The following is a 13,079-nucleotide window of genomic DNA, read 5'->3' as shown; positions in this document are numbered from 1 at the left end:
GTCATGACGTCACGTCAAATCCCGGCCGACTACGAAGCTCTCGGTTCCGAACTTGAAGCGGTCGGATATTTCGCCGAGGAAACCGTCAGTGCGTCCGTCTTCCTTGCGCTGCAACTCCATCGCCCGCTCTTCTGCGAAGGCGAGCCGGGCGTTGGCAAGACCGCGCTTGCGCACGCCGTTTCGGAAGCTTTCGGTTGGCCGCTCTTCCGGCTGCAATGTTACGAAGGTCTCGACGAATCCGACGCGCTCTACGCCTGGGATTTCTCACGTCAGCTCCTGCACATGCGGGTTGCAGAGACCGTCGGACGACAGGATGCGGACGGCCTCGAAAGCGAGCTTTACGACCGGAAATTCCTGCAGCCGCGGGCTATCCTCAAGGCTTTCGAGACGACGCCGAGCGTACTTCTCATTGACGAGGTCGACCGCGCCGACGATGAGTTCGAAGCGTTCCTTCTCGAAGCACTGTCGGAATACGCGATCACCGTTCCCCAACTCGGGACGATCAAGGCCGCTATCCCCCCGTTCGTGATTGTCACCTCGAACCGAACGCGCGATGTTCACGACGCATTGAAGCGCCGCTGCCTTTATCAGTGGATCGAGCATCCGAACATAGCCCGCGAACGCGCCATTATCGAACGGTGCTTTCCAGCGATCCCAACTCGCCTCGCGGATCAGATTCTGGCGGCGGTCGCGCGTCTCAGAGGAGCCGGCATGCTCAAGGCTCCCGGTATCGCCGAAAGTCTCGACTGGGCGCGGTCGCTTCTTGCGCTCGGCGCGACCGAAATGACGCCCCGAGAAGCTGCACTGACGCTCGGCACGGTTCTCAAATACCATGAGGACCAGGCGCGCGTGATCGCAGGCAAATACAGTCTATTGGTGCCGCAAGGGGCCTGACCAGATGCACGCTGCGCAGGAATCGGTTCTCGGTTTCATCAACACGCTGCGGGACGCCGGCCTTTACATCAATGCGAGCCGCATCGAAATGCTGTTCGAAGCAACCACGGCCATCAAGGATGGCGGTCTTTACGCATTGTTCCTATGCGGTCGCACGACGCTCTGCGGTTCGCCGGGAGATGTGGCACGATACGACGCGTGTTTCGCCCGCTACTTTTTTGGCCACGATACGCTCGCAACAGAGATCCTGCCTGATCCTGATGCCGCGCCGATGATCCCAGGCTCGGCCGGGTTCATGAAGAAAACCTTGGATGAAGAAGAAGATGATGATCGCGAGATCGAGATGGGCGCTGCTAGCGCCGTCGAAGTTCTGCGCACGCGGAAACTTTCGGCGCTCTCGGCAGAAGAACGGGAATTGATCTTCCAACTCATTGCCCAATTGCGTTCAAACGTGGCGATGCAACGGGGACGACGGCGAAAAAGTTCGAACCGTGGACCTATCGATATCCGACGAACGGTGAAGGCGGCGTACGCCCGTGCCGGCGAGCCCGATCGCCTGTTCATGAGCCTGCCGCGCTCTCGTCCGCGCAAGCGCATCCTTCTCCTCGATGTCAGCGGCTCCATGACGCCGTTTGCGCCCGGTCTGCTGCGCTTCGGCTATGCAGCCTATTCGTGCGCACGACGGAGAACGGAAGTTTTCACGGTAGGGACACGGCTCACACGCATCACGAAACACCTTGATACGAAAGATTCCGAGGCCGCGATGCTTGCGGCTTCCCGTGCCGTTCCTGACTGGTCAGGAGGAACGCGGCTCGGCGATCAGCTACGCGCGTTTCTCGACATCTGGGGTCAGCGCGGCATGGCGCGCGGCGCGATCGTCGTAATCGCTTCAGACGGATGGGAACGTGGCGGCGCCGATCTGCTTCGCGAGCAAATGCTACGGCTGCAGGCGCTGAGCCACCGGGTCATATGGGCAAACCCGCACAAATCTACGCCCGGATTCGAGCCGCTTACCAAGGGCATGCAGGCGGCGCTGCCGATGATCGACGATTTCGTTGCCGGCAGCTCGGCTGCAGAATTGTCGAGCTTGATCAACTTGATGGGTGAAAATTTTGGGCACCGACGTGGCCGGGAGGTGAAGAATTCCACCATCCGATAAATCCCTCCGCCTCGAAGTGGCAGGAGCTACCTCTAAACCCAACGGCTGGGGCCGCCCGACGAACGTGGCTTTATTGAAGGACGAAAGATAGGAGTCTCCTATGGCAAAAGTCGTAACAGCGCTGAGCATGTCGCATGCCCCAGGCGTACTTGGGTGGCCTGATGCGCCAAGCCAAGAAATGAAAGATAGCGTCGCCGCGGCACATGCCGAATGCGCGCGCCGACTCCAGGAGGCCAAGCCCGACGTCATCATCGCCTTCCTGGACGATCATTTCGAGAACCACTTCCGTAACCTGATGCCGACGTTCGCAGTCGGGATCGCGCAGACACATAGCGGCCCTGCCGACTACATGATGGAAGCACTGAAGTTCGATAAGAAGGCCGTCATCGATGGGCAGCCGGAACTCGGTGAAGCCATGCTGCGCGGTCTTGTCGGTCTGGGCTTCGACGTCGCGCGCATGGGTGAGATCGAGTATGGCAACAACCTTCTCGTCCCCCTCAAATTCTTGACACCGAACTTCGACGTCCCTGTGCTGCCGCTTTACATCAACGTCTTCTCGCCGCCGTTGCCGACGATGAATCGAGCCTACGATTTCGGCGTCGCAGTCCGTAAAATCGTCGATGGCTTGCCAAGCGATTTACGTGTCGCGTTTCTGGCGACAGGCGGACTGTCACATTGGCCGCCCGTATGGACAGAGGGCGCCCCAGAAGACGACGAGTTCCTGATGCGCATGAAGCGCTACCAGACGGAGGGCCGCCAGGTCGCGCTCGAAGATCCAAGCCTTTATTCAGATCTTGCAAGCTATGAAATCGAAATGGCTTCAAAAATGCAGTGGCCGCTGCGCATTCAGCACCCTCTGGTCAATGCGCATTGGGATCGTGAGATCATCGAAGCATTCGCAAAGGGCGACGCCGAGAAGCTTCGGGGCATGACCTACGAGGAAGTGGAGGAAGGCGGCGGCCACGGCGGCCACGAGATCCTCAATTGGGTTGCAGTCATGGGCGCCATGGGCGGCGCACCGGCACACATCGTCGGTTACGAACCTGTGATGGAGTGGATCTGCGGCATGGGTTACATCGCCTACGATCCGCCTCTTGCTCAGGCCGCGTAGTACCGGGGGTTTCTTAGGTCAGGACAGCTCTTTGCGAGTCCTCCGCCAGTTTTCGTCATTTTGATCTTCGCTCCGAGGCACGCGGTGTCTGCTTTCGTGAAACCCATGAATCCGCAGTTTCAGACGCAGGCGATTGAGCGCAATCTCGTCACGGGCGAAGATGTACTGCCAAGCTTTCTTGCTTGGCGGCGTATGGGCCTCAAGTGCGCGCTCGTTACACTGGTCAACATCGAGGGCGGTTCACCACGTGCTCTGGGCTCCATGATGGCGGTCTCGTCAGAGGGCCATTATGTCGGCTATCTCTCCGGCGGTTGCCTCGAAAGCGCCGTCGCGATGGAAGCGCAGCTATGCATCCGCGACGGCCAAAACAAGCTCGTAAGATATGGAAGAGGCTCTCCGTATTTCGACGTGCAGCTTCCGTGCGGAAGCGGCATCGATGTATTCATAGATCAGGCACCCGACGATCGGATTATCGAACGCCTGATGGAAGCCAATCGAAATCGCGAGTTCGTGTCCCATGTAACCAATCTGGAAACAGGCGAAAGCCAAGTCGATCGGCTTCCCGGCGCTCTGGAAATAGCAAGCCAAAGGGATGGCCCGTTCTTTCGCCGCACTGTTATCCCGACCGTCAAGGTGCATCTGATCGGCGCCGGGCCGAGCATGGCGGCGATTGCGCATCTGCTCTCCTCCATCGGCTTCATTCTCGACATCGCGACGCCCGATCAGTCCACCTACCGCGATATCCAGAGCTTTGGCCTTCCGGCACGCCAAATGTCTGATCCCTCCCATGCCATCGACACGAATGTCGACGCCTGGTCAGCCGCGATATTGATATTCCACGATCACCACTGGGAAATCCCAGTCATCCAAACGCTCCTGCACTCCGCCTGCTTTTACGTCGGCGTGCTTGGAAGCAATGCAGTCGCCGCAAAACGGATTGCAGAGCTTCATAATGCTGGCGTGAGCCCCGAGAGCCTGGCGCGCATTCGCGCGCCAATTGGCCTCATTCCCGCAACGAAAAGCCGCCTTAGCCTCGCAGTCAGCGTGGTCTCGGAACTCGTGAGCGAAGCTAAGCTGCGCGGCTTCGTCTTGTGATGTTGAGGACATCGAGCCGATTAGCATTACCGGAGAAATGAAACGCAGTTTTGGGTCATCTCATCAGGAGAAGCGCTTTGCCTGTTCGCGGTCTCATCCCACTCACGGCTCGGCAAATACTGATCTCAACTATGGCCCTCGGGCTATCGCTCGTCGCGGCAACGGGATCGCATGCCGGCGAACCAGACCGCCTCCGCAACATCGTTGCTCCCATCGTCGCTAAGAAGCCGCTAAAAATCGGCGTTACCTTGGTCCATCTGCACGACGACTTCTGGAAAGGCATCGCCTACGGCATCGTCGACGAAGCCAAACGCTCGAACGTCAAGGTGCTGCAAGTCTCGGTCGCCGGAGGCTATGGAAACGTCAAAGAACAGTTCGCTCAGCTTGAAACCTTGAAGTCTCTCGGCGCCGACGTCGTCGTGATCGGCGCCGCCGCCTTCGATGGCTACAATGCAATCCTTCGGAATCTGAAGTCTTCCGGCGTCAAAGTCGTTGCCGCAGGCATTCCCGTGAACAGCTCTGCGGTGGCCTTCGGAGTAGGCCAAGACGACAAAGCGATTGGGTCTGCACTCGAAGATGTCATTTGCAAAACAAAAGGAGCGGCCGACGCATCCGTCATCGCGATCCCAGGTCCGGCTGGCGCCGAATGGGCGCATCTCAGGCACGTCGGCTTCGAAGAGGAAGCCAAGAAATGCACCGGCCTTAAAGTCATTGATGGCGCCGTAGGCGGCGGTCTCGGAATCGAGCAGGGCCTCTCGCAGGCGGCCGACCTTCTTTTGAAGAATCCGGACGCAAACTTCATCTACACGCCGGAAATTTCTTTGGGCATGGGTGCCGTCCAGGCCGCCAGGCAGCTCGGCAAAACCACGAAGGTCGTTTCGAGTTCGGTCGTACGTGAAGCCATTCCAATGCTGAAGGACGGACGCCTTCTCGCCATATGCTCGGAGGCCGGAATCATCATGGGGCGCCTCATCGTTCAATATGCGATCCGCGAGAACGAAGGTCTCCCGACGCCCAACCTGACAAAAGCCGGAACGCCTTATCCTGCATTGATGGTCCCCATTACGATGATCACGCAAGAGAACGCAGATAGCTATCCTTTCGATATGTACGAACTTCCGCCCAAAGCGTGGTCGGTCCAGGCTATGCAGTGAAGTAGCCTCGATGCCAAACCAATCAGCATCCGATTGCGACAGAGTGCTAGAAAGCGCGCCAAACGCTCTCGCACCGGCCGTTGAAATTCGCAATGTCTCGAAGCGATTTGGTGCGACGCAAGCACTACGCGACGTATCATTGAGGTTTCTTCCGGGCGAGATTCACTGCCTGCTCGGTGAAAACGGAGCAGGAAAATCAACCGTCGGAAAGATCGTAGGTGGCCTCTATCGCGCCGATGACGGCTTCATCCTTCTCGATGGCACGGCAACACGCTTTCGATCCATTGCCGACGCCCGAAAAAGTGGAGTGGTGCTTGTCTTCCAAGAACTCTCGCTCGCGCCGGATCTGACCGTTCGAGAGAACATATGTTTGGGCAACGAGCGCGGCTCTCATCCATTCTCGCTTCTAAGAACGGCGAAGGAAAGCCACCGCTGCCGGGAGCTTCTTACTGGTCTCGGATTGAGCATTGACCTAGATATACCAACCAAGCATCTCCCGATTGCCATGCAACAGTTGATCGAGATCGCCAAGGCGCTCGCGCTGCGCCCACGCGTTCTCATCTTGGATGAGCCGACAGCAATGCTCGGGGCTGTCGAGAAGCGAAAGCTCTTCGAAATCTTGGAACGGGCAAAGACATCCGGCATGACAATCGTGCTCGTCACGCACCATATCGATGAGGTTATCGAGGCCGGAGACCGGGTAAGCGTTATGAAAGATGGCGCCTTAGTCGACTCTTTTGCAGTCGATGACCGCGTCGATGCCGCTTACGTGTTGCAGAAGCTTTCGGGAAAGCAGGACCGTCCGCTCAGCACTCCGACGCGACACAAACGCCCCAAGGATGAATTGCTGCTTCTGCACGACTTGCCCAATCGTCAGGGCTGCGCTCCCGAAATCCGCATCGCCCGCGGGGAGATCGTAGGGCTCTATGGCGTTGTCGGCTGCGGACGCGAAACAATCGTTGCAAGCCTCGCAGGTCTTCAGAAGTTTTCCGGTCCGAAAGCAAGCCTGGAAGGCCGCGAATATGCGCCACGCTCGGCCGCCGAAGCAGCTGCAGCCGGTGTCGGATATTTACCTTCGGGGCGCGCTAGCAATGGCGTGCTGTCCACGCGCGCCATGCGCGAGAATCTCACACTTACCCAACTGCGCAGCTTCAGCAGGGCCGGAGTTATTTCGATAAAGGCAGAGCGCGCCGCGGCTCAACATCAGCTCAGAAAACTTGGCGTACGTTTCGGCGACGACGACGCTGCAATCACCAGCTTGAGCGGCGGGAACCAGCAAAAGGTGCTGCTCGGCCGGTGTCTGAACCACGCGAAAAAGCTTCTCATTCTTGAAGATCCGACGGCGGGCATCGACGTCTCCGCGAAGAGCGACATTCATGAACTTCTTCGCCAACGTGTGCGCGAAGGCCTGTCAATTCTGGTTGCATCAAGTGACCTCGGCGAAACCATCAGACTTTGCGACGTTATTTTCACGATGTTCGACGGTTTGGTCGTTCACGAATACGTTGCACCCACCTCGGCGGACGAAGCAGCCATTATAGGCGACGTGCTTGGAGACGCGCGATCCGACGTAGCCGTACACCATTTGAGATAGGACCGGATGAGCCATGAAAATCGCGCAACCGAATGCATCGATGATGACGGCGCGCCTCAACCAAATTCCAGGACTGTCTGCCATCAAGATAAGAGATCTGGCGCTTCCTATCTTTATCGTCCTGCTTGCCGTTACGGCCGGCCTCATCGAACCGCGCTTCTTTAGTTGGAGCAATTTCGAAAATCTCGCGCGCCAGGTCGCTCCGTTGGCGATCGCATCGACCGGCCAAGCCTTCGCCATTATCAGCGGAGGTCTCGACCTTTCCATCGCCGCAGTCATGTCGCTGGCCGGCGTGGCTGGCATCACGGCATTACCGCACGTCGGGATTGGCGGCTGCATTGCGGTGATGCTTCTGACCGGCGGACTTGCCGGCCTGACCAGCGGTTTTATCATCGCTTATTTCAAAACGACACCGCTGATTGTCACGCTCGGAATGATGTCGATCGCGCAGGCGATCGCGCTCATCCTTTCGAATGGCGTTCCCATCTACAATGTGCCTGATGCATTGACGGATACTATTGGCTTTGGGCGAGTGCTTGGCATCCCGTCTACAGTCATCATCAGCAGTGTGACGATGATCGCCGGCGGTTTCCTGCTTCGTCGCACAATTTTCGGACGGTATGTCTATGCCATCGGCTCAAGCCGATCCGCGACGGAAAAATCCGGGATCGATGTTCCCTTCTATACGATGCTCGTCTACACCATCACCGGTCTGACATCGGGCATCGGCGCCCTGGTGATGACCGCATGGGTCGGCGCGGCACAGCCCGTCGCAGCCCCAACGCTGACGCTTCAATCACTCGCGGCAGTCGTGCTCGGCGGCGTTGCTTTGACAGGCGGCAGCGGCAGCATACTGCAGGTATTCTACGGCGTTTTAATTCTCGGCATGCTGTCGAACGCCATGAACATGATCGGCATCTCGGATTTCTATCAGACGCTCACAGTTGGAATCGTTATCATTCTCGCCGTCATCCTCGACCGCTTCCGACGCAATCAGGAATAGAGAATCTTTTTGTCTTCTATCCCCAAGGGACAGTATTGACGACCGGACCTCCACTGTCGGAATTATGCGCATGCGAAGGGCTTACGGCGCCACCAGCAGCTAATAGCGAGCAAATAAGAAGAGTGTGCACTGACTTGCGCCGGGCGTTCGAGATAAACTCGCTCCTCAACATTTCTTCTCCGTGATGATTATATTTTTTCAACTTCGTGCGACTAAAGCTTCAGCTCATTTGTGAGCTGCCGCATTCAAGCGCACTCCGTTTTTTACTTCGTGGTAAGCGCCAACAATTTGGATCGAGCGCCAGGATCTTATTTTTTTCCGTAGTCAGGCGCCTCTGCGCGCCGTGGGTATCGACCTGTCTCTGGCTAACAATTATCGAGTAGATTACTCGTGCAGACTTGACGGCGAGCGCACCGTTCGTCCGTCGATCGTGGTTCCCGGGAACCCGAGTACGGGGGCATAGGTCGCATTGTTGTCGGCTGGGAAGTTCAGCCTTGGCTTGGAGACCGCGTCGAGTTTGGCGCAATATTCGGCCGACAGCTCCACATCCAGGGAATCGAGATTGGCTTTGAGCTGGTCCACGCGTCTGGCGCCGATAAGAGTAGAACTGACGCCCGCGCGTGACCTGACCCAGGACAGTGCTACCGATGCGGAGCTGACGCCAAGCTCCGAGGCGACGTCGGCGACCGCTTCGATGATGTCGTAGTCTGCCTCGCTCGGAATGCCCACCATGCCTGTGCGCTTGGTGTCGACATTGCCTTGACCGCCGCGCCTGAACTTTCCACTCAGGAAACCGCTCTTGAGCGGGGACCAGGGCATGACGCCCATTCCCATCCCCTGCGCCATCGGGAACAGTTCGCCTTCGCTGGTCCGTTCCAGTAGCGAATATTCGAGCTGCAGCGCGATGATCGGTGTCCATCCTCGAAAATGGGCGATCGTCTGGGCTTGGGCCGTCTTCCAGGCGGGGATATCGGAGAAGCCGACGTAGCGGATTTTGCCGGCCGCGACGAGATCGTCGAGGCCTCGCAGCGTCTCCTCGATCGGCGCCGTCTGATCCCAATTGTGCAGCCAATAGATGTCGATGTAGTCGGTCTGGAGCCGCTTCAACGAAGCTTCGCATTGCTGGATCAATGCCTTTCGCCCTGCTCCGCCACCGTTGGGATCGCCAGGAAACAGGTTGCAGTAGAACTTGGTGCTGAGCACGATCCCGTCACGGCGAAGGCAGTTCTGCCTCAGATGATTTCCGACGATCTCCTCGGAGTGTCCGGCAGTGTAGATATTGGCAGTATCGATGAAGTTGCCGCCACGGTTGCGGTACTCGGAGAGCATCGCATGTGACTCCTCCTCGCTGGCTCCCCAGCCGAAGTCTTCGCCAAAAGTCATGGTGCCCAGGCATAGCGGGCTTACGCGTAAGCCCGAGCGCCCAAGGGTAATAAAGTGGTCCAATGGCATGTGAGGACTCCATCCATAATAAGATTTTCGCAGACCTAGACCACCCTCTTCGAATGATGAATGATTGATAGTGCGGTATTTCTGCGCGATAGTGCGAAAATGCACTTAGATCCCCTCTCGGATGTCCTTGATCTCGCTGATGCTCGATGCGTCCTTACGGGGACGCTCCTTGCAGGCGGAGACTGGTCACGAAAGTTCCGACGCTCCGAGGCGGTGAAATTCCTTGCCGTGGTGAGAGGACATTGCTGGCTTGCGACGGAAGCCAATGCTGCGGAGCCGGCTCGCTTCGAGGCAGGTGATGTCGTGATCACCAATGGGGCGCCATCGATTATCCTGGCCAGCACCTCAGAGGGGCTTGGACATGCCAGCGATGCTCCTCTCGACCATGATGCCGACGGGAACTTGCGAGCCGGCGAAGGCTCCGATTTCATGATGATCGGAGGCCTACTGGAGGTCGATGAGCAACGATGTGGCTTTCTTCGCGAAAGCCTCCCTCCTGTGATCCATGTAACCGGTCAAGACGCGGAGGCTGCCAAACTGCGCTGGCTTCTGACGGAATTGGCCGAGGAGACCCTGTGCAAGCGCGCCGGTTCGACGACTGCGATCACGCACCTCGCAAAACTGCTGTTCGTTGAAGCACTGCGGCTCCATATCGGAACCGCGAAATTCGGGGGTGCCGACTGGCTGACCGCCCTCGAGGACAAGCGCATCTCGATTGCGCTACGTGCTATCCATGCCGAACCTTCACACTCGTGGAATCTGGAGGAATTGGCGAAACTGTCTGGAATGTCTCGAACATCGTTCGCGGTCAGGTTTCGGGAGGTCGTCGGAGTGCCCCCTTTGACCTATGTGCTCAACTGGCGCATGCGGTTGGCGGAAAGAGAGCTAAGTGAAACCGACCATTCGGTTGCCACCATCGCATGGTCTCTCGGTTATGGTTCCGAGAGCGCGTTCAGCAACGCTTTCAGCAGGGCGACCGGCCTTTCTCCGGGCCGCTTCCGGAAGGAAGCTATGCAAACCTATTCGGAGCGTCGCCGTGCCGTGAAACGGCGGGTATTCGAACCCGAATAGGATTGGCATCCAAATAAGCTTAGCCGATTTGTCTAAATATACGCGCTTGGATTGCTCACTAGCTCTATCACTTGTTGGAAGCAGCTCAGCTCGCGCTGCTTCCAACACACCAAGCCAGCTCAGCCGCAATCCCGGCGGTTAGCTTTGGATGGAAATCTTGGTGATCTCCTCACTTTTGCGCCAAAGCTCCTCGGCCGCATCCGGGTTGACCGCATAGGCTTGGACGCCGGTGCCGCGATTGGCACGATCTTCAGTCAGATCAGACGAACCGCCTTCCGGCAATATGGGCGTGATATCGGAATCGGCGCAGAATACCCCGCCTTTGCCGTCGAGCTGCTGACTGACCGCGCACCAGACGTGCGTGGCCGCTCCCTGCGGCACCGATTTAAGGTCACGGGACAGATCGACGACCGGCCGATCATTCTTGTCGATGAACCCGGTCTTTTTCAGCATTTCCAACCCGATGTGCGCGCCGAGATTCGTTCCTGCGATCCCGCCGGGATGCAGCGCAAACGCGCGAATGCCCGCGTTCTTGCCCCGTCGGTCAAGGCCGACCGCGAAGAGGATGTTTGCTGTCTTCGACTGACCATACGCTTTGAAAGGGTCATAGCTGCGGCGCTCGAAGTTAATGTCGTCGAAAATGACCGGCGAGAAGCGGTGTCCCGCCGACGATACCGACACAACCCGCGCACCACCGGCTCGCTTGAGCGCTGGCCAGAGCCGGAGGGTAAGCCGAAAATGACCGAGATGATTGGTGGCAAACTGTAGCTCGTTGCCTTGCGCATCGCGCTTCAGTTCGGGCAGCGCCATGATGCCGGCGTTGTTGATCAGGAAGTGAAGCGGCAGGCCGGTTTCAACGAAGTCACGCGCGAAGTTATCGATCGAGCCGGGATCGGTGAGGTCCATCGATTGAACCTCCATGCCGCCGCCCGCTTCCGCGGTGACTTTGCGTGCGCGTTCGGCATCACGCGCCGGCACGATGATCCGCGCACCGGCTGAGACAAGGGTGCGCGCGGCTTCAAGGCCAAGGCCTGAGTAGCCGCCCGTGATGATTCCTACCTTTCCGACCAGATCGACTCCCTTGATGATGTCGACGGTCGTGGAGGCGCGACTAAATCCTGAGCCAATGGGCTGCTGGGGTGTGAGCATACAAGTCTCCTTTTCTAGGAGAGAAGTAGGCGACTTAGTCTGTACGATGAATGCTAGATCATGCGCGTTTCTTGATCGAGAGTTCGAAAGTACCATCCTATGCGGCTCCGCCATCCATTCCACGGCGGGACCGCCTACCCGGAGCTTTGCACCGGGGCAGCAGAAGGGGTGAACCGCCTTGGATTAGGAGAGGGATCGTCGAAATCGTTAACCGGCGAGAAGGGTCAGTTCCATCCGCCCAGTACAGTTCTTGTCGCCAGGGGGCGGGCGCCATTTCATCTGATCTCGACGACCACCCGCGTTCGCACCGTGCCTTCGATGATGGCGCTCGCAGCAGGTATCACTTGGTCAAGTGAGATCGTCCGGGTGATCGTAGCTAGTTTGTCACGATCGAGGTCGTGGGCTAGCAACAGCCAAATTTGACGCTCACGAAGTGGATTTCGCCGATTTTCTCTCGCCTTCAACCAATGCCTTTGAGCGCCTGGTCGGAGGAAGCTAGGCCGTTCAAATCAGCCAACTAGCACGCGGTAAAAGAGCTTGTCGGCTACCCATACCGGGGTATTCCGCGCGTCTTTGCTATAGACGCGAACAATCTTTCAGACCGAGCTCGCACTGACATTGAGCAAACGAGAAGGAAGTCCATGTCGAACAAGGATGTGGCTGGGGTTCGCGCCACCATAGATGCATGGACGTTCGGCGAGTATCCGTGGAGCATCGAAAAGTTCGAGAACCTTCTCGATGAGGATGCCATGGTTATTGACGACTACGGCGGCGAGCTATCCCTGCTCCATGGGCATAAGGATTACCGCTCCGTATGGGGCAGTCTTGTCAACGCTACGATGCGTCATGGGCAATCAAAGCCGAGGAAGACAGCATCCAGATATGGACTGATGGCGATATCGCTGTTGCTTCTTTCATTCTGCGCGGCGGCGGCTTTCTTACCGACGGTTCCCAGGCGAAGCTTAGGCAATTTTGCACATTCCCGATGGAACGTCGCGACGGCCGCTGGATCATTCTCAAAGAGCACATCACGACCGATCCGAAATACTCCACCTGGCGTCCATCATAGGCCCGCTGCAGTTATAGGATACGAGATGTCGCTGAACTGCGCACTAACGTTCGACTTTGACGCCACTTTGGGCGAGACTGCAGAGATGCGACAATGGCATCTGTTAGAACTCGTGTTTTCGATGGGCTATTCCAACTTACGGTGACGGTGACGGTGACGACCTTAGATATTTCCGAGGCTGCTGAGTGAAATTCCTGTTCGCGAATAGTCATGCGCGCTTATCTCTTCCGTGAATTATCCGACTTTTCAAAAGCAGGCCGTTCTTAACCCGCGATAAGATGACCGAAGGCGCGGAACGCTTATCTTTTTTTCTTCTATGCTATTCATC

At 57.6% G+C, this 13,079-nt stretch carries 11 protein-coding genes; 9 read left to right on the top strand and 2 right to left on the bottom strand.

Annotation, left to right across the window (positions count from 1 at the left end; genetic code table 11):
- The first annotated feature begins 3 nt into the window (after positions 1-3).
- The 7 genes from HYPMC_RS00800 (at position 4) to HYPMC_RS00770 (ending at position 8,010) form a co-directional block, all read left to right on the top strand.
- A complete protein-coding gene (locus HYPMC_RS00800; RefSeq protein WP_197022713.1) occupies positions 4-894 on the top strand; it encodes a MoxR family ATPase in 891 nt (296 codons plus the stop codon).
- Positions 895-898: 4 nt separating this feature from the next.
- Positions 899-2,053, top strand: a complete 1,155-nt coding sequence (locus tag HYPMC_RS00795; RefSeq protein WP_013945831.1) for a VWA domain-containing protein — start codon at positions 899-901, stop codon at positions 2,051-2,053.
- Positions 2,054-2,153: 100 nt separating this feature from the next.
- Complete coding sequence (locus HYPMC_RS00790; RefSeq protein WP_013945830.1) at positions 2,154-3,164, top strand: extradiol dioxygenase; 1,011 nt, start codon at positions 2,154-2,156, stop codon at positions 3,162-3,164.
- Positions 3,165-3,269: 105 nt separating this feature from the next.
- Positions 3,270-4,259 (top strand): XdhC family protein, encoded by a 990-nt coding sequence (locus HYPMC_RS23025; RefSeq protein ID WP_024275216.1) that lies wholly within the window; start codon positions 3,270-3,272, stop codon positions 4,257-4,259.
- 77 nt (positions 4,260-4,336) lie between these two features.
- Complete coding sequence (locus HYPMC_RS00780; RefSeq protein ID WP_013945828.1) at positions 4,337-5,413, top strand: substrate-binding domain-containing protein; 1,077 nt, start codon at positions 4,337-4,339, stop codon at positions 5,411-5,413.
- Between the two features lie 10 nt (positions 5,414-5,423).
- On the top strand, positions 5,424-7,007 hold the full coding sequence (locus HYPMC_RS00775; protein ID WP_013945827.1) for a sugar ABC transporter ATP-binding protein: 1,584 nt from the start codon (positions 5,424-5,426) through the stop codon (positions 7,005-7,007).
- Between the two features lie 13 nt (positions 7,008-7,020).
- Positions 7,021-8,010 carry an ABC transporter permease gene (locus tag HYPMC_RS00770; protein ID WP_013945826.1) on the top strand — a complete coding sequence of 330 codons (990 nt, stop codon included), beginning with the start codon at positions 7,021-7,023 and terminating at the stop codon, positions 8,008-8,010.
- A gap of 384 nt (positions 8,011-8,394) precedes the next feature.
- Here the strand turns inward: HYPMC_RS00770 and HYPMC_RS00765 are convergent, their stop codons facing one another.
- Positions 8,395-9,462 (bottom strand): aldo/keto reductase, encoded by a 1,068-nt coding sequence (locus tag HYPMC_RS00765; protein WP_013945825.1) that lies wholly within the window; start codon positions 9,460-9,462, stop codon positions 8,395-8,397.
- Between the two features lie 99 nt (positions 9,463-9,561).
- Here HYPMC_RS00765 and HYPMC_RS00760 point away from each other — a divergent pair, with 99 nt between their 5' ends.
- Entirely contained in the window at positions 9,562-10,533 is a 972-nt protein-coding gene (locus HYPMC_RS00760; RefSeq protein WP_155831134.1) for an AraC family transcriptional regulator, read from the top strand.
- A 138-nt stretch (positions 10,534-10,671) separates the two neighbouring features.
- On the opposite strand, the gene HYPMC_RS00755 is transcribed toward HYPMC_RS00760, so the two are convergent.
- A complete protein-coding gene (locus HYPMC_RS00755) occupies positions 10,672-11,682 on the bottom strand; it encodes an SDR family NAD(P)-dependent oxidoreductase (RefSeq protein WP_013945823.1) in 1,011 nt (336 codons plus the stop codon).
- A 641-nt stretch (positions 11,683-12,323) separates the two neighbouring features.
- Here HYPMC_RS00755 and HYPMC_RS24005 point away from each other — a divergent pair.
- The gene (locus HYPMC_RS24005) at positions 12,324-12,896 is read left to right on the top strand and encodes a hypothetical protein (protein WP_013945821.1); all 573 of its coding nucleotides are present in this window, start codon (positions 12,324-12,326) and stop codon (positions 12,894-12,896) included.
- Positions 12,897-13,079 lie beyond the last annotated feature (183 nt).

Origin of the sequence: Hyphomicrobium sp. MC1 (assembly GCF_000253295.1) — a bacterium.
Classification (GTDB): domain Bacteria; phylum Pseudomonadota; class Alphaproteobacteria; order Rhizobiales; family Hyphomicrobiaceae; genus Hyphomicrobium_B.
This window is presented reverse-complemented; position numbering and strand designations above follow the sequence as displayed.

Bases quoted from the DNA above. Each gene is read 5' to 3' on its own strand.
- HYPMC_RS00765 (WP_013945825.1), bottom strand. From the start codon at position 9,462: ATGCCATTGGACCACTTTATTACCCTTGGGCGCTCGGGCTTACGCGTA.
- HYPMC_RS00790 (WP_013945830.1), top strand. From the start codon at position 2,154: ATGGCAAAAGTCGTAACAGCGCTGAGCATGTCGCATGCCCCAGGCGTA.
- HYPMC_RS00775 (WP_013945827.1), top strand. From the start codon at position 5,424: ATGCCAAACCAATCAGCATCCGATTGCGACAGAGTGCTAGAAAGCGCG.
- HYPMC_RS00800 (WP_197022713.1), top strand. From the start codon at position 4: ATGACGTCACGTCAAATCCCGGCCGACTACGAAGCTCTCGGTTCCGAA.
- HYPMC_RS24005 (WP_013945821.1), top strand. From the start codon at position 12,324: ATGTCGAACAAGGATGTGGCTGGGGTTCGCGCCACCATAGATGCATGG.
- HYPMC_RS00770 (WP_013945826.1), top strand. From the start codon at position 7,021: ATGAAAATCGCGCAACCGAATGCATCGATGATGACGGCGCGCCTCAAC.
- HYPMC_RS00760 (WP_155831134.1), top strand. From the start codon at position 9,562: ATGCACTTAGATCCCCTCTCGGATGTCCTTGATCTCGCTGATGCTCGA.
- HYPMC_RS23025 (WP_024275216.1), top strand. From the start codon at position 3,270: ATGAATCCGCAGTTTCAGACGCAGGCGATTGAGCGCAATCTCGTCACG.
- HYPMC_RS00795 (WP_013945831.1), top strand. From the start codon at position 899: ATGCACGCTGCGCAGGAATCGGTTCTCGGTTTCATCAACACGCTGCGG.
- HYPMC_RS00755 (WP_013945823.1), bottom strand. From the start codon at position 11,682: ATGCTCACACCCCAGCAGCCCATTGGCTCAGGATTTAGTCGCGCCTCC.